Here is a 24,885-nt window from a genome sequence, read left to right as displayed (position 1 = left end):
GCGGTTCAGAATCCGTCGGCAGCCCAGCCGCCGTCCGAAACGAGCGCGTGGCCAGTAATAAACGCAGCCGAATCGGATGCGAGAAACAGCGCGACTTCGGCCATCTCGTCGGGTGTACCGAGGCGCCGCAAGGGGGTGCGCTCGAGCAGAGTGGCATCGTCGAGCGCGTGCGTTGTGATCAACGTGTCGACCAGCGCAGTGCGTGTGTAGCCTGGGCAAACTGCATTGACGCGGATGTTGTGTTCGGCCCATTCGACCGCGAGACTTTTTGTCAGCGAGACCACACCGGCTTTCGCCGCGCAGTAGGCCAGTCGGTTGCGCGCGGACAGCAGGCCCCACATCGACGCGGTACTCAGGATCACGCCGCCGCCTTGCCTGACCATGCGGCGTGCCGCTGCTTGCGTCGTATAGAACACGCCGGACAGGTCGATGTCGAGCGCACTGCGCCACTCCGCGGGCGTCAGTTCTAGCGACGGCTTGTTCATCGAGATGCCCGCGTTGTTGAGCAGAATGTCGATTCGCCCGAAGCGCGCTTCTGTCGCAACGCAGGCTTGCTCCACGGCAACATCGTCGGTGACGGATGCTCGGATTGTCTCCACCTCGAGTTCTGGATAGGCCGCCTTCAGTTCAGCGCGGGTCGCAGCCAAGGCGTCCACATCCAGATCGAGCAACATCAGGCGAGCGCCATGCCGCGCAAAGCCTTGGGCCATCGCACGGCCGATGCCACTTGCCCCGCCCGTATTCAACACGACTTTGCCGGCGAGCCCGGGATAGTGTGCCGCGGCAAAGGGCTGCGCGCTCGGATGTCCGTTTGTGAAAGCAATATTCATACGGCTAACCAGTCCTTGAGCAGTTGTGTGTTGGAGGTAACTTGGTCGGGGGTACCTTCGAAGACGACACGGCCGTGACCCATCACGCAGACGCGGCTCGCCACTTTCAGCGCAATCGCAAGTTTTTGTTCGACCAGCACAACCGAAGCGCCGCGGCGGTGAATGTCCGCGATGGCTTCGCCGACCACGGCGACAATCTTTGGCGCCAACCCCTCGGTGGGCTCGTCGATCAGAATGACAAGTGGATTGCCGAGCAGCGAGCGGCACATGGTCAGCATCTGCTGCTCGCCGCCGGACAGGTTGCCGGCTTTCGTGTTGCGCCGCTCCTTCAGGCGCGGGAAGTAGTCGAACATCTGCTCGACGGTCCACTTGGGGGCGTCTACGGTTCCGCGCTGCTCGCCCATGCGCAGGTTCTCGTCGACAGTCAGGTTGACGAAGATCTCACGCTCCTCGGGTACATAGGCGATACCGTTACGGCAAATCGTGCTGGGGCGGGCACCCGCGATATCGCGGTTAAGGAGGCGGACCCGTCCGCGCGTCGGCGGCACTATTCCCATGATCGCTTTGAGAGTTGTCGAGCGGCCAGAACCGTTGCGGCCGAGCAGGCTCACCACTTCGTTGTGAGTCACCTGGAAATCGACACCATGCAGGATGTGGCTTTTGCCATAGTGTGCGTGCAGTCCCTCGACCGAGAGAAGCTCGTTCTGCCCACTCATGCGCCAATCTCCTCGCCCAGATAGGCTTCCTTCACCTGTGCGTTGTTGCGAATTTGATCCGGTGTACCGGTGGCGAGAATCTCGCCATAGACGAGCACACTGATGCGGTCGCATAGCGAAAACACCACGTCCATATCGTGTTCGACGATCAGCACCGTGCGTCCTTGCGCGATCTCGCGGATGAGTCCCGTCGTGTAACTGGTTTCCTCGTGCGACATGCCCGCCATCGGCTCGTCGAGCAGGATGACCTTGGGATCGGATGCCAGTGTCATGGCGATTTCGAGCGAGCGTTGTTCCGAGTAGGGCAGTTCGCCCGCGATGGTGTCGCTGCGGGCGGCAAGGCGCACCTGTTCCAGCAGGTGCATGGTTTCGTCATGCACTTCACGTAGCCGGTGTGCGAATTTCCAGACTGTGTACTGCAATCCGCGGCGTTGCATGATGGCGAGGCGCAGGTTCTCGAACACGCTCAGGCCTGCGAAGATGTTGGTGATCTGGAACGAACGCGCGAGACCCCTGCGGTTGATCTGGTGGGGGGGGAGGCCGTGAATCGCCTCGCCCTCGAACAGGATCTCGCCCTGCGTGAGCGGGAGCCGGCCGGAGATCAGGTGGAACAGTGTCGACTTGCCGGCCCCGTTAGGTCCAATCAACGCATGTTTTTCGCCAGGGGCCACGTCGAGGTTCACGCCGCGGATGATGGCGATGTCGCCGAACGATTTGTGTAGCCCGCGCAGCGAGAGAATGGATTGACCGTTCATGCTGGATTCCTCCGAGCTTGAGCGGATGTGCTCGCAGTGGCGGCGTGGGGCAAAGCCAAGGCGTTTTTCACGCACAGCCAACGGCGTTTACCGACCCGCGCGGCGAGAACGCCAAGCGCGATCAGCAGCAACGGGACAATCCAGGTTAGCGGGGAAAGTGGTGCCCAAGCGCGGCCAAACACCGCGATGGGGGGCCAACCACCGCCGTTCAACGCGGCCAACGAGCGGTAGTCCTGGGAGAAACAACGCTGCAGCAGCTCGACCACGAAGATCGTCGCGGTGGCGATGGAGGTCGCTCCCAAAACGAACAATCCGCCAACCGGCAACGACGCGCGCGTGCCGTAAGTTTTACGGTTAGCTGACCAGAGCTTGATAAGCCCGGCGATGCCGGTCGGCGTGAACAGCATCACCGCCACGAACATGATGCCCTGATAGAGCAGCCATGAACGTGTCAGGTCGGACACTGCGTAACCGAAGAAGGTCATTGCCGCGGCGCCTAGTGCTGGACCCAGGAAGATCGTGACGCCGCCGATATAGCAATTCAGGACCGCTGCCGCCGAGACACCCGAATCGAATACCACATAGTTGGCGCCTTCCATATTGATTGCCTGCAGGGCGCCGGCAAGGCCGGCGAAAGTTGTGGATACTGCGAAAATGACAACCGTCAGGCGATGAACGTTGTATCCGAGAAAGCGCAGGCGGTTTGCGTTTTCACGCACGCCGAGCGTCAGGCGTCCAAGCGGGGTGAGTGTGAACAGGTACAGTAGCGCGACTGAAAGGAACACCCATCCGAGGGTGAGGTAGTAGATCTGGTTGCTCGTGCCGAAGCTCAAGCCCCACGCAGGCAATCGCGTGGTCGACAGTCCCGACTCACCGCCAAAATAACTCGTCAGGTGCGGTGCGAGCGAGTGCAGAAGTTCAGCAAGCGCTAGCGTCATCATTGCGAAATACACACCGGAGCGCTTGGTGGCGAACCAGCCGACCACGATGCCAGCAATCAGACCCATTGCGGCACCCGCCAACGGCAACAAGGGCGTTGGCAGCAGGCCTTCCCCTCCGAGGGCATTCATGGCGTGCACCGTCGCAAAGGCGCCTAAGCCGAAATAGGCTGCATGGCCGAACGAAAGCAAGCCACCTTGGCCGCTCAATACATTGAACGCGCAGGCGAAAAGCACGGCGATCAGCATCTGGATCGACGCGTTGACGAGCGACTGCGACACTGCTAGTGGTAGTGCGAGCAAGACAACAATACCGAGCAGTAAAAGGAATCTTTGAAGTCCAGTCATGCTTATTCCTTTTCGCCCAGGAGTCCGGACGGGCGCAACAGTAAAATCAACAACATCAGCGCGAACGGAATGGTCGCGGCCATGCTGGAGAGTTTCAGCGTTAGGAGTCCGCCGACGCCCTCAGCCCAGACACGCACATCGACAAGGGCTAACAGATCAGCCAGACTGCTATCGACGCCGACTGAGAGGGAGGTGACCAGACCAATCAGCAGCGAGGCAAGCATCGCGCCTTCCAGCGAGCCGAGCCCCCCCACGACCACAACGACAAACACCATCACACCGAGCTCGAGTGCCATGTTCGGACTGGTCGTATAGAACGCGCCGGCGACCGCCCCCGCGAGTCCGGCTAGTGCCGCGCCCACGACGAACACGCTCATGAACACCAGTGGAACGTTGTGCCCAAGTGCCTCCGCCATGCGCGGCTTGTGCATCGCGGCGCGCACGACGATGCCGACGCGGGTGCGAGTCAGCAACAGGTAGATAAGCGTGAACATCGCGATTGCAACGATGCCCATGAACACGCGATAGAAGGGATAGGAGATAGCGCCGACGCTAAACGCGGCGAAGTCGAGCGATGATGGGATGCGGTAGTCGACCGGGAAGTTGCCGAAGAACAGCTTGATCAATTCGGCGATGATAAAAGACAGGCCAAAGGTGAGTAGCAATTCGTGTGCGTGGCCGAGATGATGCACGCGTCGTAGGAAAAAACGCTCGACGACCACCCCGACGAGTCCTACCAGCAAAGGCGAAATCGCGAGCGCGCCCCAGAAGCCGATAGAGCCCTGCAGCGTGTAGGCAAAGTAGGCACCGAGCATGTAGAACGACGCGTGCGCGAAGTTCAGCACGCCCATCATGCCGAAAATCAGTGTGAGCCCGGCCGCCAGCATGAAAAGCAGCAGGCCGTAGATCGTGCCATTCAGCAGTGAGATGATGAATTGATCCATGAGAGATTCCTTGAGACGAGCCGGCACATTGCGTGTGATGCCCCTCAGTCAGGACGCGGCATTTTGCAGCTTGCTTGGGTTGACGTGGCGGCTTCGGTGGCGGTGAAGGTCCTGATGGGTTGGAAACCCATGTCGGTACCGTCTACCTTGTACTTTGCATTCTTGCTGACGATGGACACGACCATAGGGAGCAGCACTTGGTGGTCCGCTGCACGCATGGTCATCTCGCCGAGCGGCGTCTCGAGCGTGGTCTTTTCGAGCGCTTTGGCCAGCGCGGTGGTGTTGAGCTTGCCGTCTTGTGGTTTCACAGTCTTGAGCGCTTCGCCCAGAAACTCGACGCCGAAGACGGCTTGGGGCTCGATGAACACGGGCATATGGCCTTCCCTCGCCTTGAAGTCGCTGGCTAGTCGCTCGCCTGCGGCGCCGCCGGCTTCGGCGTTGAAGGGATGAGCGACATAGTCGCCGAGCGCGACTTCACCGGCGTTGCCGAGATTGCCTGGTTGGTCGAGAAAGACGGTCGCAAAGCGCACCTTCAACCCCGACGCCTTGCTCGACTTCATCAACAGAAGTAGATCGCCCGACCAGTTTCCGGTGATGACGGTGTCGGCTTTGGAAGCCACGATTTTCGTGACATAGGGCGAAAAGTCCTGGATCTTGTTCACTTCATGCAAGGTCTTCCCGACGACCTCGTAGCCTCCCAAGGTGGCGTACTGATCGATCGCCTTCTCCATGTCGTCGCCCCAGGAGTAATCCTGGTTGATAGAGTAAACGTGGGTACCAAGCGCGTTTAGCGGCTTCATTGCTTTCACCAGCGCTTTGACACGAATCTGTGCGTTGCTGGCGAACTTGAAGCTATAAAAATTACATTTCCCTCCGGTCAACTCCATCGCTTCCCCACCGAGATTCAGGAAGATGATTTCCTTGCCTGGGCTGCGCAGGTTGAACTTACGGACATCTTCTGTGAGCTGCCCAGACACGGCGGATGACGCTCCCTGCAAAACAATCTGCGAGCCATCAGTGATGGCCGACTTCAATTTGTCCGATGCGCCTGCGGGGCCGCCTTGGTTGTCGTACTCAACGAGCGTGAGCTGTTCGCCGCTCCATCCCCCTGACGAGTTGATCTGTTCGATTGCGTAACGGGCAGCCGAACGGAACATCAGGCCGGTGGAGGCCTGGGGACCAGACAACGTTTCTACCAATGCGATCTTCAATGGCGCAGGCCAGGCCTCGCCCGCCAGCAGCGGGAGCGCTATGCATGTGGCTAGGTGAAGGGAGGTACGGAGACCACTCATCTATTTCTCCTGGGTTCGGGGAGTGGGTGGAAAGTTTCAGATCAACTGGTACGACAGGAGGTAAAAGTGGTCGGACAGGTGAAATATAAGTATCCGAGGGGGGCGACGTCAACCTCATCTGTCTGCTCTTAGGGTAAACCATGAACCTTGATTTAAGTTACTGGTAAGGATCTCCGACTGAAGCGCGGCAGTGCGATCAATCCTGTGTGGGGAGGGCGCTCCGTTCATGATCTGCCTTACGTCGGTCAGGAACGGTTAGTTTTGTCAGGACAGGAAAGTCGTGCTACATTGACCTGTAAGACCAATTTGGCGAGCTCAGCGGCGGTGTTCTCGGTGAATACCGATGGAGCCCATAGTGATGTCAAGGACGATCTCAGTGGCACTCAAAAATCTAAAGCAAATCGAACAGGGTTCATTTCGGGTCGAACCGAAACACCTGCCTGACGAGGTCGCCGCACGGCTGACCCAGGCAATTCAGACGGGCGAGTTTGCCGTCGGTGATCGACTACCGAGCGAACGTCTATTGTGCGAACAATTCTCGGTAAGCCGTGCCGTGGTGCGGGAGGCGCTGTCTCAACTGAAGTCTGAGGGGCTTGTTGCATCGAAGGTAGGCAGTGGCGTGTTCGTGACGGAGAGAAATCAACGTCAAGCGTTTCGGATGCAGGATGTTGCAATTGATGAAAAGGACTCTCTCGCAATGGTGATGGAACTGCTCGTCACCATTGAAGTAGCATCGACGCGCTTGGCTGCGGTACGTCGCACACCCGAGGATCTCAAACGCATCCGGCGCGCGTTGATTGGGATGGAATACGAAATCGCCAATGACCGTCTAGGCGACAACGAAGATTTTGCCTTTCATCAGGCGATCGTCGAGGCGACCCACAATCCGCATTTCCAGGCGCTGAGCGAACACCTGGAGCACGGCGCACGTCACGTGATCCGTCAGGCACGCAGCAATACAAAGAGTCATCATGCGGATCTTGTGGAGGCAGTGCAGCAGGAGCACAAAGCAATATTCGATTCGATCAGTGCAGGCGACGCAGATCAGGCTGAACTGGCTGCTGAGACGCATCTACGTAATGCTGCCAAGCGGATGAACATTTACCTGAAGGGCTGACCGAGTAGGAGTAGCAAGCACCGCTCATGGCGACTGGTTCTGACCAATGTTTTCTGGCGTCCTGTTACCGCTCTTTCGTCGGAGGGGGAGCTTCGGGTTGAGGGTGCAAGTCTTGTTACGTGAGAAGGTTGGTAGTTGAAGTACTGCTCCGCTGGAGCATGAAGATCGTTGCGGCGTTGGGGACCTTTCATAGGTCGTCATGGAGAAGAAGGCACTTTGCGTACGGTGGGTTGAGTAAACCGATTGATGAGCGACCGAGCCTCGACGTCTAGCCGTAGCGGGCCTGCGATGCATGAACGAAGTCGCGATACCTTGTTGTCTGTCGTGCGGGAATGTCGTAGAGGAGAGAGGAATGGACCTTCGGCAGCTTGAGTGTTTTTTTGTTGTTGCCCAGGAACTTCACTTCGGTCGTGCCGCGGAGCGGCTGTATATGGGCCAGTCGTCTGTGTCGGAGGCGATTCGCAGTCTTGAAAAAACTGTCGGCGGCCCGCTGTTTGAGCGGAGCAGTCGGCGTGTTGCCTTGACGCCGTTGGGGGAAGTTCTGCAAGAGGGCGCCGAATCGGCGTTTATTTCAATCAAGACGTCGATAAAGGATTGTAAGCGTCTGGCCGCCGGCGAGCTGCGAAAGCTCAAGTTTGGCTTTCTCGGAGGTGGGCTCTACGAGCTTCATCAGCCATTGGTCGCCGAGTTCGCCGCCTTGTTTCCCGGTGTTGAACTGGACTTTGTTGAGCTATCTTTCGTCGACCATTTCTCGGCAGTGGCGTATGGGTCCGTCGACGTGGCGTTTTGCCGCTTGCCCTTGGGTGCGCCTGGTTTGACCCATGGCCCTGTTTTGATGGAAGACCGCAGGATGTTGTGCCTGCCAAACGACCACCCGCTTGCCTCACGCGAATTCGTTGACGGAGAAGCGCTGGCAGGTGAGCGCCTGGTGAAGATGGTCCCCGGCGCCGTAAGCCAGGAATGGCGGGACTTTCACCTTCCGCATCGTACGCCTGCAGGCGCGCCGATAGGCGAAGGTCCGGTCGTGCGAACACTCCGTGAAGCCATGGCAGCTGTTACTGGCAAGCAGGCGCTCATGATGTTGACCAAGCGAGCCGCAAGCTACTACCCCACCCCCGGTATTAGCCTTGTCGAGATAGATCTGCCTTCCATCTCATCCTCTCTCGTATGGAGAAGAGACGATAACAGGCCGATCATCGGAAAGCTCGATGCGCTTTTGGCGAAGCTGGCCAGGATTTACTGCCCGGTGACAGAACCGTTGGTTCAATGAACGTCCCCCGTTTTATGTAACTGGCGCAGTTCTCTTTTTTATGTACGCCCATAAAAAAGCTGCGGAAAATCTTGCTTTGACAAAACTTGTCCTAGTGCCGATCGATCGGAAAGTACGATCGATCGCGATAAAAAAGACGCTTGTTCTAAATTGCCCACGCTCGGAAACTACGCAGTAAGCAGGCCGCACGCTTTGGATTGTCACGGCGGGGCACCGGTGCCCGTAGAGCGTTACGTTCTCCTCGTTCACAGAACCCGAAGTCGTTGAGACAGGGGGCAGCGAAGTGGCCGTAGCCGCCGTAAGGGAAAGCATTCAGATTGAGTTTTCCAATCAAAGGAGACGACATGCCAGAACTGTTTGACCCGATCCAGCTGGGCGATATCAAGGCTCCAAGCCGCATCATCATGGCTCCGCTGACCCGCAGTCGTGCGTCGCGCGAACACGTGCCGACAAAGATCATGGCGGACTACTACGCACAACGCGCGTCCGCCGGTCTGATCATCGCCGAGGCAACCGGGATCAGTCGGGAAGGATTGGGATTTCCGTATGCGCCGGGGATCTGGACGAGCGCCCAGGTCGACGGATGGAAGACCGTCACCGACGCGGTCCATCAGGCAGGTGGGCGCATCATGTCCCAGCTATGGCACATGGGTCGCTTGGCACACCCGAGCTTTCTCGGCGGAGCACAGGCGATTTCGGCGTCGGCGACCGTGGTGGCCGGGGCCGCTTACACGTACGAGGGGAAGCAGCCTCAGGAGTACGCGCGCGCGCTCGAGATAAGCGAAATACCCCGCCTTCTCGACGATTACCGGGCAGCAGCGGAGAACGCATTGAAAGCCGGATTCGATGGCGTCGAAGTGCATGCGGGAAATGGCTATCTGCTGGATCAGTTCCTGCGCGACAGCTCAAATCTGCGTACGGATGCCTATGGTGGAAGTATCGAGAATCGCATCCGTTTGCTAAGAGAGGTAACAGCCGCGGTGATCGAAGTGGCGGGTGCGGGTCGGACTGCTGTGCGATTTTCGCCTAACGGGGAGATACTCGGCGTCAACGACAGCGACCCGCATGCGCTATTTTCTGCGGCAGCCGAAGCGGTCTCGGAACTCGGTATTGCCTTCCTCGAACTTCGTGAGCCTCCGCCTGCGGAACTGCTCCCCAACCCGACGGCCGGCGCGTTGCGGACCGCTGCGGAAGTGCCGCCAGTGGCGCCGGCAATCCGGGCAGCATTCAAGGGCACACTTGTGCTTAATTCCGACTATGACCAGGCTCGGGCGGAAGCGACGCTTGAGAGCGGGGAGGCGGATGCGATTAGCTTTGGTCGCGGCTTCATCGCGAATCCGGATCTGCCTCGTCGACTGCGCGAAAACATTCCCCTGAGTGCTCTCGATCCCAAGACGCTGTACACGAATGGTGCCGAGGGATACTCCGACTATCCGTTCGCTCTTGAGGATGTCCGCGCGTAGGAGGTTGAGCGAGGATCACCGTGTCCCCAATGTGACCGCTAATTTCGGGTTACTTTGCCGCCGGTAAGCTTCCGTTCAAAGTATCTCGTTCCGCTTTCATGGATGAAAAATTTGCAGACCCGTTCGTAGCAACAAGGCGACTTACAGGTTCATTGCCAGGTAATGCCAAAAAACCTAGGAGATATGGTTATGACTGCCCTCGACAGCTGGCGCGACTTCATCATGGGATCCCACGACCATAGTGCGCTGGGAGACCTGTTGCATCCCGACGCGGTGTTCGAAAGCCCCGTCGTGCACACGCCGCAGCGCGGACGCGATATTGTGTTCAAGTACCTGACGACTGCGGACAAGGTAATGGGCGGCCCGGGTTTCAAATACCTCAACGAGTGGCGTAACGATAAAGGAGTGGTGCTGGAGTTCGAGGCTGAGATCGAAGGCATCAAGATCAACGGCGTCGACATCGTGACCTTCAACGACGATGGAAGCCTAATCACGCATTTCAAGGTCATGGTTCGCCCCCTCAAGGCGATCAATGTACTGCACCGGGTGATGGGCGAGGAACTGGCGAAGTTGTGAGGCGAGAAGCGCGCCGCACGCAGTGCCAGAGGTGGGACGCACTTGCTCATCCCGCCGTCTGCAAACCGTGCGCCGGACTAACGGACGTATCAACTAGGGGCCCAAATGGGAGCTGTGAATAACATGGTCGATCTCACTATCGAGGATGGGATTGCGATCATCACCGCCGACAATCCGCCGGTGAACGCGCTTGGTCATACGCTGCGCGAGGGGCTGATGATGGCCCTTGGGGTGGTGACCGCCTCCCCTGCCGCAAAGGCGATCGTGCTTTCTTGCAAGGGACGCACCTTTTTCGCCGGCGCGGATATTACCGAGTTCGGCAAACCACCCAGGGAACCCAGCCTCGAAACCGTGATCACGGCGTTCGAGGCGAGTCAGAAGCCGGTGGTCGCTGGAATTTTCGGCACTGCACTGGGCGGTGGCCTCGAACTGGCGCTTGGCTGCCATTTCCGAGTCGCCGTGGCTGGCGCGCGAATGGGCCTGCCGGAAGTCAAGCTCGGCATCCTCCCCGGCGGTGGTGGCACTCAACGCCTGCCGCGGTTGATCGGACCAGAAAAGGCGATCGGGATGATCGTCTCTGGCAAGCCGTTGTCGGCCAACGAGGCATATGCGGACGGCGTGATCGACGAGATCGTGGCCGGTCCTGTCGAAGGCGCAGTCGCGTTTGCGAAGAAGGTTCTGCGGGAGAGGCGCGCGCTGGTACGGGTGCGCGACATTGAGGAAAAGATTGTTGCGACACGCGTTCAACCGGCGGCCTTTGAGCAGGCAGCAAAAGAAGCCACCCGACGACTGAAAGGGGTCGATGCCCCAGCAGCCTGCGTGGTGTCCGTCCGCAATGCGTTTACGCTTCCTTTCGACGAAGGCATCAAGGAAGAGCACGCTCTGTTCATGAAGCTGGTCGCTGGTGTTCAGAGCCGGGCACAGATGCATATTTTCTTCTCGGAGCGCGAGGCAACGAAAGTTCCGGGTATTGGCCCCGACGTGAAACCCGCAAAGATCTTCTGCGCTGCGGTGATCGGAGCCGGCACGATGGGTGGCGGAATCGCGATGAATTTCGCCAATGCCGGCATTTCTGTCTCGCTGATTGAGACAGACGAGGATGCGCTCACCAAAGGTGTCGAACGCATCAAAGGTATATATGACGCGTCCGTGCAACGCGGTTCCTTGCCCGTCGGCGCCACAGAAAAGCGTATGGCGCTGATCACCGGCAGCACGGATTGGGCCGTGATTTCCGATGCCGATGTCGTCATCGAGGCGGTCTTTGAGGAGATGAATCTTAAGAAGGACATCTTCGCGAGGATTGATACCTTGGCCAAGCCGGGCGCGCTCCTCGCTTCCAATACATCTACTCTCGACGTCGACGCGATCGCGCATGCGACGAATCGGCCAGGCGATGTCGTCGGCATGCATTTCTTTTCGCCAGCGAACGTAATGAAGCTGCTTGAGATCGTGCGCGGTAAAGAGAGCAGCCCCCAAGCCATCGCGACCGCGATCGCGGTAGGCAAGACGATTTCGAAAATCCCGGTTGTGGTCGGCAATTGTTATGGTTTCGTCGGCAACCGGATGCTGCACAAGCGTACGATCGAGTGCGAACGCCTGATGCTCGAAGGTGCGCTGCCGCACGAGATCGATGCGGTGGTGACGAAGTTCGGCTTTCCAATGGGCCCCTTCGCCATGGGCGACCTCGCCGGACTGGATGTCGACTGGCGCATCCGCAAGGGTCGGGGCCTGAGCGCACCGGTCAGCGATGCGCTCGCTGAGCGGGGCCGCTTTGGCCAGAAGGTAGGGCGTGGTTACTATCTCTACGAGAGCGGCTCCCGAATTCCGGTTCCAGACCCCGAAACCGAGACCCTGATCAAGGAAACCGCGGTGAAACTCGGCATCGTCCGGCGGAAGATCACCGAGCAAGAAATTCTCGAGCGGATGATCTATCCGATGATCAACGAGGCCGCCCGAATCCTGGAGGAAGGCATCGCGACCCGTCACTCGGATATCGATGTTATCTGGGTATATGGCTATGGCTGGCCGGTATGGCGCGGTGGCCCGTGCTTCTACGCAGATCTGGTCGGGATCAAGATCATCTCAGAACGACTAGATCATTATGCAGAACTTATCAAAGACGAAAGTCTGAAACCCGCCAAGCTGCTTCGCGAGCTCGCCGATCGCAACGAGGGATTCATATCCTTCGCCGAACGAGCCAAAGCGGTCGCCTAATGAAATCGCCAGTCGACTGGCAGGCCGGATTTTTGGGAGAAGGTGTATCCGACTGGCCTGTTCCGGGGTGATGTGCCGCTCATTGGCATGGGTCAAGGAGGCGCGTCCTTTGAAAGCAGTCCAGATTGTGTCGTTCGGAAACGCTGTCCGAGTGTTCGTTGTGTCGATATTTCGAAGCTTGGTGTTCACGGGGCCGGACAAGTACCCACGCGTGTTTCGCCGATGGACTCAAGGAATCGCTCAAACCGGAGATCGTCGAAGTAATTCCGAAGACGGTGAAGTAGGAGGGCAATATTTCGTGAAAGAATTTGCACTTAGCGCGCAGGGTACGTTTGCGGCATTGAAGGATGACTTGTCAACAGCTCAACTCGTTTCTTAAACGCGAAGATCTGTCGTAGTAAACCAATGAACGGAGAAAAAATGGCTAATTTGACACTCGAAATCGACGATGGCCTTGGAATCGTCACTATTTCAAGACCTTCGCTTAACCTGTTCACATGGGAGATGCTCGAGGAATTGGGCGACATTATCGACGAGATCGCCGCAGCTCCCGTACGCGCCCTGTTGTTAAAGGCGAGCGGAGCGCACTTCAGCGCCGGGGCCGATGTTCCAGAGATGTTCGGAGGCCTGTCGTCGCACGCTGCCGAAGCTCTGCTTGCCAAGCATATTCCGATCATGGTGCGTTTGCGAGATCTTCCAATTCCCACGATCGCTTCCGTCCGCGGAATGTGCCTGACCGCTGGACTGGAGATTGTGCTCCGCTGCGATGTATTGTGGGCCAGCGAAACGGCAAAGTTTGCTCAATTGGAAGCCGCGATAGGCGCTACGACGGTGCTTGGAGGTGCACAGATTCTATGCGAGCGTGCCGGTCCTGCGCGTGCAACGGAGATTTGCTATTCCGCTTCCATTTACGGTGCTGCTGACTTCGAGAAGTGGGGAATTGTTACCAAGTTGCTTCCAGACGCTGAACTTGACGATGCCGCAATGACTTTCGCGAGGCAGTTGGCTAAAGGTCCGACACAAGCATTCAAAGCGACAAAGAGACTGATAAGGACTGCTGCTGAGAGTGGTGTTTCTGCTGCTGATCGCATTGTCGACTTGGTCTCCTCACCCCTATTGGAAACGCACGATATGCAGGCTGGAGTGCAAGCGGTCGCAGAGCATGGCTCACGAAACTTTCGAGACAAATTCACCTTTCAGGGTAAATAACGCGACGGATTTTATCGCGAGTTAAATGATTTCGTATGCGGACGATAAACGCATTGGTCGGATCTGGTTGACACCGAAATGAAAGACGTTGATGGGCAAGCTGAACATCACCGCTCTGCGGCACGAAACCTGCCTGGTGGCCAGCTTCTCAAAGAGTAAAACGTTTTTTCGGCTTGCGCGACGTGCCGTGTCGAACTTAAGTCAAAACGCCACTGAGATTGGTGGAGTGGCTTGAGCTTTAGCGGTCGCCACGGATCCGGACAGGGAATCGAAGACTCGCGGCGATTGTTGATGCGTGGCTGCGAGATTGCCCCCCACGAAATGACGACGAGCCGCACCAGAAAAAGCAAATGGAGACATCACAATGAGTTTGAAAATCGGTAGCGTTCGGTCCGCGTCTTCGGCCTCGACTGTGTATGAACTCCTAAGCCGGGCGAGCGCAGCCAATCCGACTGGAACGGCGATTACATATCTTGAGGATGCCGACACACTCTCGCCGACCAAGCTGACGCATTCGGAATTCATTGAGCGCCTTCATCAGATGGCGCATCTCTTCCGTGAACTGGGCGTCGGGCGCCATGACATTGTCAGTATTTTTTCGCCAAGCGTGACGGACGCGCCGCTCGCATTTTTCGCCGCCGAGACGGTCGGGATCGCCAATCCGATCAATTTTCTACTTCGTTCCGATGAAGTCGAGGCGATGATGCGCGCGGTCGGATCCAAGGTGCTGGCAACACTCGGCCCCGAGGCCCCCGATCTGTGGAGCAAGGTAGAACATATGCGGGGTCGGGTACCGTCGCTTGTGCAGATCGTCACAATGGGGGCTGCTTCGGGTGACGCGATCTCGCTTCGCACCGCACTACGGGGCCGTCCGACCACGCCGCCGTCAACGGACTTACTCCCTTCTGCGGAAGACGTTGCTGCGTACTTTTATACAGGCGGTACGACAGGCTTTCCAAAAGTCGCGCAGCTTTTGCATCGGAATCAAGCTTTCTCGGCGCAAGCACTGGCAGACTCCTGGCAGTTCGACAGCACGACGCGTGCGTTCAACGGTTTGCCGACCTTTCATGTCGCGGGTGCTTTGCTGCTCGGATTGACGCCGCTCGGAAGCGGGGGGGAAGTGATCTTGCCGACTGTGACAGGCTTCCGAAATCCGCGTGTGATCGCCAATTATTGGAGATTGGTTGAAGGCCTGAAGGTAACAATCGGTGGCGGTACCCCAAATACGCTTGCGTCGCTGCTCGATGTACCGATCGGCAACGCCGACATCTCATCCTTGAAGTTTTTTATGACCGGCGGGACGCACATGCCCGTTGCCATTGCGAAGTCCCTGAAAGAGCGCCTCTCAATTGATGTCCGGCACCTGTACGGCATGACGGAAACGGCTGGACTGATTGCGGCATGTCACCACTCCGGTGTTCCCCATCCCTTTTCGATCGGCGAAGTGGTTGCAGGAGCTCAAATCGAAGCACGAGAGGTCCTGGGCGATGGTGGCGTCGGTGGGTCTGTCGCAAAGGGCAAGCCCGGCGCGCCGGTGACCAAGGGGCCTCACGTCTTTCCTGGCTATCTTTTCAACGGCGACAAGCCTAGGCCCTTCACGGACGACGGCTGGTTTATCACTGGGGATCTCGGTTTTTGCGGACCCGATGGACGACTTGTCGTAACGGGCCGAGCAAATGACGTGATCATTCGCAGCGGGCATAACATCGATCCTACCGTCATCGAAGAGATCGCAGGGAAACGCGCGGGAGTTGGCATTTCTGCCGTTGTCGGAATGCCGGACGCCTATGCAGGTGAAGTGCCTGTCGTCTATCTGACCGCTGCGACCGGATCAAACGTTTCGTCTGAATCGCTTATGGCTCAGCTCACGGAGAACGTGCCTGAACCGCCCGCGCGCCCAGGCCACGTATTCACCCTTGACGAGATGCCGACGACAGCGGCGCAGAAGATTGACAAGGCTGCGTTGCGACGCGATGGGACGCGTCGCGCTGTACATGCGGCGCTAGCGTCACTTTCCTTCCTTGATGGCGAAAATACCGACATTGTGGTGCGTGACGGTGAAGTCGGCCGATTGATGGTCACTGTCCGTACATCTCAAATCCATCGCGGGCTGTCTGCGTTAACACAATCGATTTTCGAAGTGCTCGGTCGCTTCGGTTTTGCGCATGAAGTCATTGGCGCTTAGCTGACGATCGAATGTATAGATATGCGCAGCGAAGCGCGATTAGTTCGTATCCGAGGCGGCATTTACGGTCGCATCCAACCAAGTCCAACCAGAGGTGAGAAAAATGATTGATGCAGTAATTGTCTCCACGGCCCGCACGCCCATCGGCAAGGCCTACAAAGGCGCGCTCAACAACACCGAAGGCGCAACCATGCTGGGTCATGCGATTTCGGCTGCTCTCTCTAAGGCGAGCATCGAAGGTGCCGAGGTGGAGGACGTGGTGATGGGTTGCGGCATGCAACAGGGCACTACCGGCGGCAACATCGCGCGCAGAGCGCTGCTACGTGCGGGATTGCCGGTAACGGTGGCGGGTACGACGATCGATCGCCAATGCGCGTCCGGCCTCCAAGCGATCGCGTTAGCGGCGCGCTCGGTGATGTTCGATGGTGTGGAAATTGCCGTGGGCGGCGGGGGCGAATCCATCAGCTTGGTGCAGAACAGTCATATGAATACATTTCACGAGGTCGATCCGGAACTCCTCCTCATCAAAGGAGACGCCTATATGGCGATGCTGGATACTGCCGAAGTTGTGGCTAAGCGATACGGTATCTCTCGAGAGCGCCAGGATGAGTATAGCCTTGAAAGTCAACGTCGGACGGCATGCGCCCAGCGGAACGGCCGCTTTGACGACGAACTTGCCGCGATTCAAACCACGATGGCGGTTACGGATAAGGCGACCGGCGCGGTGTCGTACCAGCAGGTGACCCTTTCGGCAGATGAAGGCCCGCGTCCCGAGACGACAGCCGATGGCCTCGCCGCTGTCAAGCCGGCAAAGGGACCCGGCTTTAGCATCACCGGCGGCAATGCGAGTCAGCTCTCCGATGGCGCAAGCGCGGCTGTGGTCATGAGCGACAAGCTCGCAGCACAAAAAGGCCTAAAACCGCTCGGCATTTTCCGGGGTTTTGTCACTGCTGGTTGTGAACCTGACGAGATGGGGGTGGGACCGGTCTACGCGGTACCGCGCCTTCTCAAACGTCACGGCCTCACGATCGACGATATCGATCTTTGGGAACTGAACGAGGCATTCGCCGTACAGGTGATTTATTGCCGCGACAAACTTGGGATCGATCCGATGAAGCTCAACGTCAACGGCGGGTCGATCGCGGTAGGTCACCCATACGGCATGACTGGTGCACGATTGACCGGCCATGCCTTGATCGAAGGCCGACGCCGTAAGGCGAAATATGCCGTTGTCACCATGTGCGTGGGAGGGGGGATGGGGGCTGCAGCGCTTCTGGAAATTGTCCACTAGCGCTACACCACACTCACCAAGCAATCCGTGCGGCTTGGAAAGCCGGTGAAAGGCGCCATCATGGCGACGATGGAAAGAGGAATGCCTGTGTGTACGCAGATCTATCTCCGGCGTCCCTGGGATCCGGGCAGGCTGTTAAAGGAACTCGCGAAATTTTCCGGCACCTCCGTGCCTGGACATGGTCGGAACAGGGACTGGATACGCACATGAAAACAGCCATCACCGAGTTATTCGATATCGAGCATCCGATCATCCAGGGCGGGATGCACTATGTCGGTTTTGCCGAACTCGCGGCTGCCGTATCGAACGCCGGAGGCCTCGGGATCATCACCGGTTTGACGCAAAAGACGCCGGAGTTGCTGGCCAAGGAAATCGCGCGCTGTCGTGATATGACGGACAAGCCGTTCGGCGTCAATCTGACGTTCCTGCCGGCGTTCTCGGCGCCGCCCTATCCGGAATACATCGCCGCCATCAGGGAGGGCGGAATCAAGATTGTCGAGACCGCGGGGCGTAGTCCAGAACCATACATGCCTACACTGAAGGCAGCCGGTATAAAGGTCATTCACAAATGCACGTCAGTTCGGCATTCGCTGAAGGCCGAACAAATCGGCTGCGATGCGGTCAGCGTCGACGGCTTCGAATGCGGTGGCCATCCCGGCGAAGACGACATACCTAACATGATCCTGCTCCCTCGTGCCGCGGAGGAGTTGAAAATCCCATTTGTGGCATCCGGTGGCATGGCGGATGCGCGCAGCCTGGTCGCGGCCCTTGCTATGGGAGCGGCGGGCATGAACATGGGTACCCGGTTTATTGCGACAAAGGAAGCCCCAGTGCATCACAACGTGAAAAAGGCTCTCGTAGCAGCGTCAGAGTTAGATACACGTCTGGTCATGCGTGGGCTTCGCAACACAGAGCGCGTTCTCAAGAATAAAGGGGTTGATCGGCTGCTAGAGATCGAGCGCGAGAAGGGTGCCAAACTCAAGATCGAGGATATCCACAGCGAGGTCGCCGGTGTCTTCCCCAAGATCATGATCGATGGCGACATGGATGCCGGGGCCTGGAGTTGCGGCATGGTAGTCGGCCTCATCCACGACGTCCCCACCGTCAGGGAATTGATCGACCGCATTATGCGGGAGGCCGAACGCATCATCCGGGGCCGGCTGACGGGATTCCTTGACGCCTATAGCAAAGCATCTCTGAAAAATCCTTAGGCCGCTCTTATCGAGTATGTGCCGCGAGCGGGAAGATGAAGGCGCGAAGCAATCTCGGCACAAAGTTAGAGAGTCGGCCTACGGCCGACAAAAAAGAGCAAGATCAGGCGCAATCATTGCGAGATCGCGGATGGCCCGGAGTTCTTTGCACAGGTCATTTTCCAGAGCGAGGAAGCGGGCTGGACGGCTGCACTTTCCGCATCGGATCGCGAATCCATGCAACCGATCGACCAGTAGCGATTTCGCCTACGGGGTCGGCACTTCAGTGGGGGAAAGATGGGAATGATTCGAATGGAAGATGATCGGATTGAAGTCGACACCGGTACGAGCGAGCTACTGTGCGAAATTCGGAACCGCGTTGCGCTGATTACGCTTAACCGTCCGGAAGCGCGCAACGCATTCTCCGATAAGCTGGCGGCAGCGCTGTGGCACGTAATCAAGCAGTACGGCGGCGATCCAAGGGTCGGCGCCCTGCTGATTAGCGGCGCGGAGAATGCCTTTTGCGCCGGAGAGGACGTCAAAGGCATGGGGGCCAATTCGACAAAGGCCGAGGAGCCGATCGAGGAACAGGTCGCCTACTTGCGAGTGAAGCAGCGCGCCCTGACTGGTGCTCTAGTAGCGGTGCGAAAGCCGACGATCGCGGCGCTTCCGGGGCCTGCCGCGGGTGCAGGGCTCGCGCTGGCCCTCGCTTGCGATATCCGCATTGCTTCCGAATCCACGATCATGGCGACCGCTTATGCCCGTATCGCACTGACCGGAGACTATGGCATTGCGTGGTTACTGACGCGGCTTGCGGGCACGTCACGGGCTCGGGAACTCATGTTCCTGTCGGAACGGATCGACGCACGTCGCTGCGAAGCGCTCGGTCTCATCAATCGCGTCGTGCCCGACGCCGAGCTTCGCGAGACCGCTTTCGCGGTTGCTAAGTCATTGGCCGAGGGCCCTTCATTCGCGCTTGCACGGATGAAGGACAACCTCGACCATGCGCTGACGTCGGGCATCCTGGAGTCGATGGATCGGGAAGCGGAAAGCATAGTCCATGCCGCACAAACGACCGATCACAAAGAAGCCGTGCGTGCTTTCGTCGACAAGCGTCAACCGGTATTCGGCGGTTACTAGAGCTGGGAGAGCTTGAGATTTCGTTCGAAGGGTCACTTGCGGATCAGAGAACGACCGCAGCGATCGCGGGGACGTCACCGTTTACGATGCTCAGCGCCGGAATACCTCGCTTAGAATAGTGCGCTCCGAGCACGTGTAGCAGCGTGACGATAGGGCGCGCGCTGGCGAGATTCTGGTGCGTGTCTACATCAACGTCAAAATCGCCGACGAGAGAATTAATTAGTAATACATATTGAAATTTGCGGTGCATTGCATGATCGAAATGGGTTCGTATGGTGCCGGTAAGTATGCGTTGAGGGGAGAGTCTCTTGACCATACCGCCGGTGCGGCAATGTCGCCTCGTGAACTGGACATTTGTTTCGGTCTGGTGAGTGGCGGCGCGCGCGCCGGCACAGGCCTGAAGCTTGGCATCGGCAGCAACGCCGTCATTACCTACAGCCGACGATCGTACACCAAGCCTGGTGTCGCGTGGGCTCGAGAACCGCGTGATCTGCTATTCGTCGCGGCGAGAGGGCCGCCGCGTGCCGATTGCGGGGAGATTTCCGATCTGTTCTGGAGGCTGACTTGATGGTGTGAATCGGTGCACGACAACGAGGAAATGAGACAACTTGATCCAGCTTCAAAAAACATTAAAGGAGACGTATATGAAAAGGATTGGCTTGGGAATGTTATCTGTACTTTGCGCGACTACGGCTTATGCACAAAGTAGTGTTACCTTATACGGCATCATCACCGTCGGCGTTACCGCCGTGAATAATGCGGGCGGATCCTCGAATTACTCGGTGGTCGGCGGTGCGCTTCAGCCAAGCCGATTCGGCTTCAAAATCAGGGAAGACATTGGCGCAGGAAGCGCTGTCGTCGCCGTCCTGGAAAATGGGTACGACAATGCTAACGGTGCTCTTGGTCAAGGTGGAAGATTGTTTGGCCGGCAAGCGTGGGTTGGACTGACGAACCCGGACTGGGGGACGTTGACGTTGGGGCGGCAATACGACGCGTTCTGGGACTACTTTACGACGATGGCAACATCTGTCGGATATGTCGGACTAGCGGACCATCCGGGCGACGCCGACAATCTTATCGGGACCTGGCGTTACAGCAATTCGGTCAAGTACGTCACTCCCACATACCGTGGATTCAATGCGGAAGGCTTATACGCGTTTAGCGATGACGCAGGGGCGTTCAACCTCAATCGTGCATATAGCTTGGGCGCCGGTTACCAGGTCGGCCGCTTCAGGATCGCAGTCGGCTATGTCCAGCTCGATTACCCGGGCACGACAAATGCCAATGGTGCCGTTACCAACGATTATTCCGGCGCGCCATTCCTGCTGTTTCGCTCAAGCCCATTGAATCCGTCCGTGGGCGTGAGAAGTCAGCGCAATTATGGCATCGGGGGGTACTACGACTTTGGCAACGGATTGCGCTGGACTGCGCTGATCGACCAGGTGCGCTTCACCTATAGGGATCATTCGAGCTTCACTCTAACTAACTACGACACATCGTTTGTCTACAATTTCACGCCCTTCTTTGAAGTGGTCGGTGGCTATATTTATTCGCACGGCCAATACGGAGGACTCGACGCGAGCTCCCACTGGAACACTGTCGTCGCGAGTCTCGGATACTACTTGTCGAAGCGCACGGATATTCGTTTGATCGAGGAGGTCCAACGCGGCTCGGGAAGTCGTGCGCTTGCGGCATTCTATGGAAACGCCCCGTCGACGAGCGGCACGCAGAACCTGGTGATACTTGGGTTGCGTCACAAGTTCTAAACAACCCAATGCCATGCTTCCGGCGCCACGTCATGGATGTGCTCGTGATGTGGTCCGGATCTCACGCTGTGCAGTCAGGATGGTGTTCACGACGTTTCCAGCTGTTCACGACGTTTCCAGCATCTAAATCTTCTTGATCGGACAAGAAAGTCGACGCTGGTACGGTCTGCGTAGAGTCCTCTTGAAAAATGTGGATTTCACGCATAAGCTACAACTCTACTCGCAGTTTGAACCGTTTGGCAAGGGCGACACTCAGCCACCGGTCAGCTACTGACAGGAGAACAGCATGCTCAGTGATAGCAGTGTCACGACGGGCGGGATCTATCTGGAAGACTTGACAACGGGAGACACGTTTGCCAGCGGCGAACATACAGTCGACGTCCAGCAGATACGTGAATTCGCAAGGCGATTCGACCCTCAGCCATTTCATCTGGACGAGGATGTTGCTCGCCAAACTCTTTTTGCGGGGCTGGCTGCGAGTGGATGGCAAATTGCGGCGATCACCCAGAAGTTGCTCGTCCAGAGCGTTCCACTCGCAGGCGGACTTATTGTCACGGACGGCAAGGTGACGTTGCCGCGGCCAACCCGGCCGGGCGACGTGTTGCATGTAGTCAGCACCGTGATCGACATTAGGCCATCAAAATCTAAACCTGATCGGGGAATTGTGATCCTGCAAATCAACACCCTGAACCAGGAGGACGAGTCGTGTCTGGAGTCAGTTACTCGGGGCCTTGCCTTCTGGAGAAATTCGGGAATTGAGCCGGCGTTTAATTGATTCGGTTTTCGTATCAATTGATGTCGATGGCCTCGCCGTTCGAACGATGTCTATCCGGATTGTCGAAGGCGTCCCACGGGTTAATGAAGTCGACCATAACGGTGCCCCGTTCTTTTGCGAGGCGAAGTTCGGCGTCAGCAAGGTGGCGCCAACGCACCGGCGCCGACCAATCGGGAAGTACGATCGATCGCGATAAAAAAGACGCTTGTTCTAAATTGCCCACGCTCGGAAACTACGCAGTAAGCAGGCCGCACGCTTTGGATTGTCACGGCGGGGCACCGGTGCCCGTAGAGCGTTACGTTCTCCTCGTTCACAGAACCCGAAGTCGTTGAGACAGGGGGCAGCGAAGTGGCCGTAGCCGCCGTAAGGGAAAGCATTCAGATTGAGTTTTCCAATCAAAGGAGACGACATGCCAGAACTGTTTGACCCGATCCAGCTGGGCGATATCAAGGCTCCAAGCCGCATCATCATGGCTCCGCTGACCCGCAGTCGTGCGTCGCGCGAACACGTGCCGACAAAGATCATGGCGGACTACTACGCACAACGCGCGTCCGCCGGTCTGATCATCGCCGAGGCAACCGGGATCAGTCGGGAAGGATTGGGATTTCCGTATGCGCCGGGGATCTGGACGAGCGCCCAGGTCGACGGATGGAAGACCGTCACCGACGCGGTCCATCAGGCAGGTGGGCGCATCATGTCCCAGCTATGGCACATGGGTCGCTTGGCACACCCGAGCTTTCTCGGCGGAGCACAGGCGATTTCGGCGTCGGCGACCGTGGTGGCCGGGGCCGCTTACACGTACGAGGGGAAGCAGCCTCAGGAGTACGCGCGCGCGCTCGAGATAAGCGAAATACCCCGCCTTCTCGACGATTACCGGGCAGCAGCGGAGAACGCATTGAAAGCCGGATTCGATGGCGTCGAAGTGCATGCGGGAAATGGCTATCTGCTGGATCAGTTCCTGCGCGACAGCTCAAATCTGCGTACGGATGCCTATGGTGGAAGTATCGAGAATCGCATCCGTTTGCTAAGAGAGGTAACAGCCGCGGTGATCGAAGTGGCGGGTGCGGGTCGGACTGCTGTGCGATTTTCGCCTAACGGGGAGATACTCGGCGTCAACGACAGCGACCCGCATGCGCTATTTTCTGCGGCAGCCGAAGCGGTCTCGGAACTCGGTATTGCCTTCCTCGAACTTCGTGAGCCTCCGCCTGCGGAACTGCTCCCCAACCCGACGGCCGGCGCGTTGCGGACCGCTGCGGAAGTGCCGCCAGTGGCGCCGGCAATCCGGGCAGCATTCAAGGGCACACTTGTGCTTAATTCCGACTATGACCAGGCTCGGGCGGAAGCGACGCTTGAGAGCGGGGAGGCGGATGCGATTAGCTTTGGTCGCGGCTTCATCGCGAATCCGGATCTGCCTCGTCGACTGCGCGAAAACATTCCCCTGAGTGCTCTCGATCCCAAGACGCTGTACACGAATGGTGCCGAGGGATACTCCGACTATCCGTTCGCTCTTGAGGATGTCCGCGCGTAGGAGGTTGAGCGAGGATCACCGTGTCCCCAATGTGACCGCTAATTTCGGGTTACTTTGCCGCCGGTAAGCTTCCGCTCGAAGGATCGCTCACACGATCAAGCGACGCTGGGAGGCGGAATTCGACAAATTTCGATCGTGGCCTTCCGGCGCGGGCGGCGAGACCAAATCGCTGCGCGTACATATTAATCGCGCGCTTACCGGGCGTTCTGAGGAATATCACTCATTCGCCTTTTCGACGGAAGGAGAATCTCTTGAAGCTGTTGAGAACACCGGACCTGAGGTTCGTGAACATGCCGGACTACGGATTCGAACCCGTTTACACCACGATCAAGGATGCGGACGGAACGGAAATTCGCATTCATTCGGTTGACTGTGGCCCCCGTGAAGCAGCGCCCATTCTGCTGCTTCACGGGGAGCCATCGTGGTCCTTCCTCTATCGTCATATGATCGACGGACTGGTTAAACGTGGGCACAGAGTCGTCGCTCCGGACCTGGTTGGATTTGGAAAGTCCGACAAGCCAGTCGAGCAATCGGACTATACATTCGAACGTCATGTCGATTGGATGAGCAAATGGCTAGACGCGAACGACTTTCGCGAAGCTACCATGTTCGCCCAGGATTGGGGAGGCTTGATCGGTCTGCGACTGCTGGCGAGATTTCCCGATCGATTTTCTCGGGTCGTGATGGGTAACACTAGCCTGCCGATCGGAACGGGATCCAACGAAGCGTTCAGACGTTGGCTGGAGTTCAGCCGGTCGACGCCAACGCTAAAAGTAGGGAATATCGTTAGCAGTGGGACTGTCCGTGGTCTGACGGCCGAGGAGATTGCTGCTTATGACGCGCCTTTCCCCGACGAGACTTATAAGGCCGGGGCGCGGAGATTCCCGGAACTCGTTCCCATCACACCCGAACATCCTTCGGTCGCGGAAAACAAGGCGGCATGGGAGATTCTCAAGACGTTCGAGAAGCCATTCCTCACTACCTTCAGTGACAGGGATCCCATCATGGAAGGCGGCGAGATGATCTTCCGGGAACTCATCCCCGGCGCTAGCGGCCAGCCTCACGTCACGATCAGCGGTGCGGGGCACTTCCTTCAGGAAGACAAGCCGAATCAACTTGTCGAAGTGATCCATAGTTTCATCGAGAATACAAGATAGGGGTGTGAATAGAGGATCCCTGTGGATCCTTTTCCATGACTATCGCAACCTCAAGGGGCGCCCGTCCCGCGTGCTCCGACCCGAACTGAAGACGACACAAACCGATCACCGGACGTCGTCTGATGAAATTGCAATCGCATCGAGGTCCCGAATCGTGAGCTCGACTTAAGAAGCGGAGAAA

22 protein-coding genes are annotated in these 24,885 nt (G+C 57.9%); 16 read left to right on the top strand and 6 right to left on the bottom strand.

What is annotated here, in order from left to right:
* Positions 1–5: 5 nt before the first annotated feature.
* From P3T25_RS39905 to P3T25_RS39880, 6 genes are read right to left on the bottom strand one after another with little or no spacing between them, the layout of a single operon-like run.
* Entirely contained in the window at positions 6–830 is an 825-nt protein-coding gene (locus P3T25_RS39905; RefSeq protein WP_429362716.1) for an SDR family NAD(P)-dependent oxidoreductase, read from the bottom strand.
* On the bottom strand, positions 827–1,546 hold the full coding sequence (locus tag P3T25_RS39900) for an ABC transporter ATP-binding protein (protein ID WP_429362714.1): 720 nt from the start codon (positions 1,544–1,546) through the stop codon (positions 827–829). The genes P3T25_RS39905 and P3T25_RS39900 overlap by 4 nt, the downstream gene beginning before the upstream one ends.
* Entirely contained in the window at positions 1,543–2,301 is a 759-nt protein-coding gene (locus P3T25_RS39895) for an ABC transporter ATP-binding protein (RefSeq protein ID WP_429362712.1), read from the bottom strand. The genes P3T25_RS39900 and P3T25_RS39895 overlap by 4 nt, the downstream gene beginning before the upstream one ends.
* On the bottom strand, positions 2,298–3,587 hold the full coding sequence (locus tag P3T25_RS39890) for a branched-chain amino acid ABC transporter permease (RefSeq protein WP_429362710.1): 1,290 nt from the start codon (positions 3,585–3,587) through the stop codon (positions 2,298–2,300). The genes P3T25_RS39895 and P3T25_RS39890 overlap by 4 nt, the downstream gene beginning before the upstream one ends.
* A 2-nt stretch (positions 3,588–3,589) precedes the next feature.
* Positions 3,590–4,531 (bottom strand): branched-chain amino acid ABC transporter permease, encoded by a 942-nt coding sequence (locus P3T25_RS39885; protein ID WP_429362708.1) that lies wholly within the window; start codon positions 4,529–4,531, stop codon positions 3,590–3,592.
* A 44-nt stretch (positions 4,532–4,575) separates the two neighbouring features.
* Positions 4,576–5,823, bottom strand: a complete 1,248-nt coding sequence (locus tag P3T25_RS39880; RefSeq protein WP_429362706.1) for a branched-chain amino acid ABC transporter substrate-binding protein — start codon at positions 5,821–5,823, stop codon at positions 4,576–4,578.
* A gap of 376 nt (positions 5,824–6,199) precedes the next feature.
* Here P3T25_RS39880 and P3T25_RS39875 point away from each other — a divergent pair, with 376 nt between their 5' ends.
* The 16 genes from P3T25_RS39875 (at position 6,200) to P3T25_RS39800 (ending at position 24,704) form a co-directional block, all read left to right on the top strand.
* Positions 6,200–6,940, top strand: a complete 741-nt coding sequence (locus tag P3T25_RS39875; RefSeq protein ID WP_429362704.1) for a FadR/GntR family transcriptional regulator — start codon at positions 6,200–6,202, stop codon at positions 6,938–6,940.
* Between the two features lie 352 nt (positions 6,941–7,292).
* Positions 7,293–8,210 (top strand): LysR family transcriptional regulator, encoded by a 918-nt coding sequence (locus P3T25_RS39870; RefSeq protein WP_429362702.1) that lies wholly within the window; start codon positions 7,293–7,295, stop codon positions 8,208–8,210.
* Positions 8,211–8,554: 344 nt separating this feature from the next.
* Positions 8,555–9,673, top strand: coding sequence for an alkene reductase (locus P3T25_RS39865; RefSeq protein ID WP_429362678.1), 1,119 nt, complete (start codon positions 8,555–8,557; stop codon positions 9,671–9,673).
* A 189-nt stretch (positions 9,674–9,862) separates the two neighbouring features.
* Positions 9,863–10,249 carry a nuclear transport factor 2 family protein gene (locus P3T25_RS39860; RefSeq protein WP_429362700.1) on the top strand — a complete coding sequence of 129 codons (387 nt, stop codon included), beginning with the start codon at positions 9,863–9,865 and terminating at the stop codon, positions 10,247–10,249.
* Positions 10,250–10,372: 123 nt separating this feature from the next.
* Positions 10,373–12,463, top strand: coding sequence for a 3-hydroxyacyl-CoA dehydrogenase NAD-binding domain-containing protein (locus P3T25_RS39855; protein ID WP_429362698.1), 2,091 nt, complete (start codon positions 10,373–10,375; stop codon positions 12,461–12,463).
* Between the two features lie 420 nt (positions 12,464–12,883).
* The gene (locus tag P3T25_RS39850; protein WP_429362696.1) at positions 12,884–13,672 is read left to right on the top strand and encodes an enoyl-CoA hydratase/isomerase family protein; all 789 of its coding nucleotides are present in this window, start codon (positions 12,884–12,886) and stop codon (positions 13,670–13,672) included.
* 91 nt (positions 13,673–13,763) lie between these two features.
* Positions 13,764–13,907, top strand: coding sequence for a hypothetical protein (locus P3T25_RS39845; RefSeq protein ID WP_429362694.1), 144 nt, complete (start codon positions 13,764–13,766; stop codon positions 13,905–13,907).
* A 129-nt stretch (positions 13,908–14,036) separates the two neighbouring features.
* Complete coding sequence (locus P3T25_RS39840; protein ID WP_429362692.1) at positions 14,037–15,857, top strand: AMP-binding protein; 1,821 nt, start codon at positions 14,037–14,039, stop codon at positions 15,855–15,857.
* Positions 15,858–15,960: 103 nt separating this feature from the next.
* Positions 15,961–17,148 carry an acetyl-CoA C-acyltransferase gene (locus tag P3T25_RS39835; RefSeq protein WP_429362690.1) on the top strand — a complete coding sequence of 396 codons (1,188 nt, stop codon included), beginning with the start codon at positions 15,961–15,963 and terminating at the stop codon, positions 17,146–17,148.
* A 206-nt stretch (positions 17,149–17,354) separates the two neighbouring features.
* Entirely contained in the window at positions 17,355–18,359 is a 1,005-nt protein-coding gene (locus tag P3T25_RS39830) for an NAD(P)H-dependent flavin oxidoreductase (RefSeq protein WP_429362688.1), read from the top strand.
* A 282-nt stretch (positions 18,360–18,641) separates the two neighbouring features.
* Complete coding sequence (locus P3T25_RS39825; protein WP_429362686.1) at positions 18,642–19,478, top strand: enoyl-CoA hydratase-related protein; 837 nt, start codon at positions 18,642–18,644, stop codon at positions 19,476–19,478.
* Between the two features lie 253 nt (positions 19,479–19,731).
* Positions 19,732–20,046, top strand: a complete 315-nt coding sequence (locus P3T25_RS39820) for a hypothetical protein (RefSeq protein ID WP_429362684.1) — start codon at positions 19,732–19,734, stop codon at positions 20,044–20,046.
* A 76-nt stretch (positions 20,047–20,122) separates the two neighbouring features.
* On the top strand, positions 20,123–21,244 hold the full coding sequence (locus P3T25_RS39815; RefSeq protein ID WP_429362682.1) for a porin: 1,122 nt from the start codon (positions 20,123–20,125) through the stop codon (positions 21,242–21,244).
* Between the two features lie 286 nt (positions 21,245–21,530).
* Positions 21,531–22,019, top strand: coding sequence for a MaoC family dehydratase (locus P3T25_RS39810; protein WP_429362680.1), 489 nt, complete (start codon positions 21,531–21,533; stop codon positions 22,017–22,019).
* A 409-nt stretch (positions 22,020–22,428) separates the two neighbouring features.
* A complete protein-coding gene (locus tag P3T25_RS39805; protein WP_429362678.1) occupies positions 22,429–23,547 on the top strand; it encodes an alkene reductase in 1,119 nt (372 codons plus the stop codon).
* Positions 23,548–23,798: 251 nt separating this feature from the next.
* Positions 23,799–24,704, top strand: coding sequence for a haloalkane dehalogenase (locus P3T25_RS39800; RefSeq protein WP_429362676.1), 906 nt, complete (start codon positions 23,799–23,801; stop codon positions 24,702–24,704).
* Positions 24,705–24,885 lie beyond the last annotated feature (181 nt).

Source organism: Paraburkholderia sp. GAS32 (assembly GCF_050434225.1).
Classification (GTDB): domain Bacteria; phylum Pseudomonadota; class Gammaproteobacteria; order Burkholderiales; family Burkholderiaceae; genus Paraburkholderia; species Paraburkholderia madseniana.
Note: the sequence above shows the minus strand (reverse complement) of the source record. Positions and strands in the feature narration are given on the sequence as shown.

Coding starts and splice junctions, on each gene's coding strand:
- P3T25_RS39810 (WP_429362680.1), top strand. CDS start 21,531: ATGCTCAGTGATAGCAGTGTCACGACGGGCGGGATCTATCTGGAAGAC.
- P3T25_RS39865 (WP_429362678.1), top strand. CDS start 8,555: ATGCCAGAACTGTTTGACCCGATCCAGCTGGGCGATATCAAGGCTCCA.
- P3T25_RS39885 (WP_429362708.1), bottom strand. CDS start 4,531: ATGGATCAATTCATCATCTCACTGCTGAATGGCACGATCTACGGCCTG.
- P3T25_RS39850 (WP_429362696.1), top strand. CDS start 12,884: ATGGCTAATTTGACACTCGAAATCGACGATGGCCTTGGAATCGTCACT.
- P3T25_RS39825 (WP_429362686.1), top strand. CDS start 18,642: ATGATTCGAATGGAAGATGATCGGATTGAAGTCGACACCGGTACGAGC.
- P3T25_RS39820 (WP_429362684.1), top strand. CDS start 19,732: ATGATCGAAATGGGTTCGTATGGTGCCGGTAAGTATGCGTTGAGGGGA.
- P3T25_RS39845 (WP_429362694.1), top strand. CDS start 13,764: ATGGGCAAGCTGAACATCACCGCTCTGCGGCACGAAACCTGCCTGGTG.
- P3T25_RS39840 (WP_429362692.1), top strand. CDS start 14,037: ATGAGTTTGAAAATCGGTAGCGTTCGGTCCGCGTCTTCGGCCTCGACT.
- P3T25_RS39880 (WP_429362706.1), bottom strand. CDS start 5,823: ATGAGTGGTCTCCGTACCTCCCTTCACCTAGCCACATGCATAGCGCTC.
- P3T25_RS39835 (WP_429362690.1), top strand. CDS start 15,961: ATGATTGATGCAGTAATTGTCTCCACGGCCCGCACGCCCATCGGCAAG.
- P3T25_RS39905 (WP_429362716.1), bottom strand. CDS start 830: ATGAATATTGCTTTCACAAACGGACATCCGAGCGCGCAGCCCTTTGCC.
- P3T25_RS39855 (WP_429362698.1), top strand. CDS start 10,373: ATGGTCGATCTCACTATCGAGGATGGGATTGCGATCATCACCGCCGAC.
- P3T25_RS39815 (WP_429362682.1), top strand. CDS start 20,123: ATGAAAAGGATTGGCTTGGGAATGTTATCTGTACTTTGCGCGACTACG.
- P3T25_RS39870 (WP_429362702.1), top strand. CDS start 7,293: ATGGACCTTCGGCAGCTTGAGTGTTTTTTTGTTGTTGCCCAGGAACTT.
- P3T25_RS39895 (WP_429362712.1), bottom strand. CDS start 2,301: ATGAACGGTCAATCCATTCTCTCGCTGCGCGGGCTACACAAATCGTTC.
- P3T25_RS39900 (WP_429362714.1), bottom strand. CDS start 1,546: ATGAGTGGGCAGAACGAGCTTCTCTCGGTCGAGGGACTGCACGCACAC.
- P3T25_RS39860 (WP_429362700.1), top strand. CDS start 9,863: ATGACTGCCCTCGACAGCTGGCGCGACTTCATCATGGGATCCCACGAC.
- P3T25_RS39805 (WP_429362678.1), top strand. CDS start 22,429: ATGCCAGAACTGTTTGACCCGATCCAGCTGGGCGATATCAAGGCTCCA.
- P3T25_RS39890 (WP_429362710.1), bottom strand. CDS start 3,587: ATGACTGGACTTCAAAGATTCCTTTTACTGCTCGGTATTGTTGTCTTG.
- P3T25_RS39830 (WP_429362688.1), top strand. CDS start 17,355: ATGAAAACAGCCATCACCGAGTTATTCGATATCGAGCATCCGATCATC.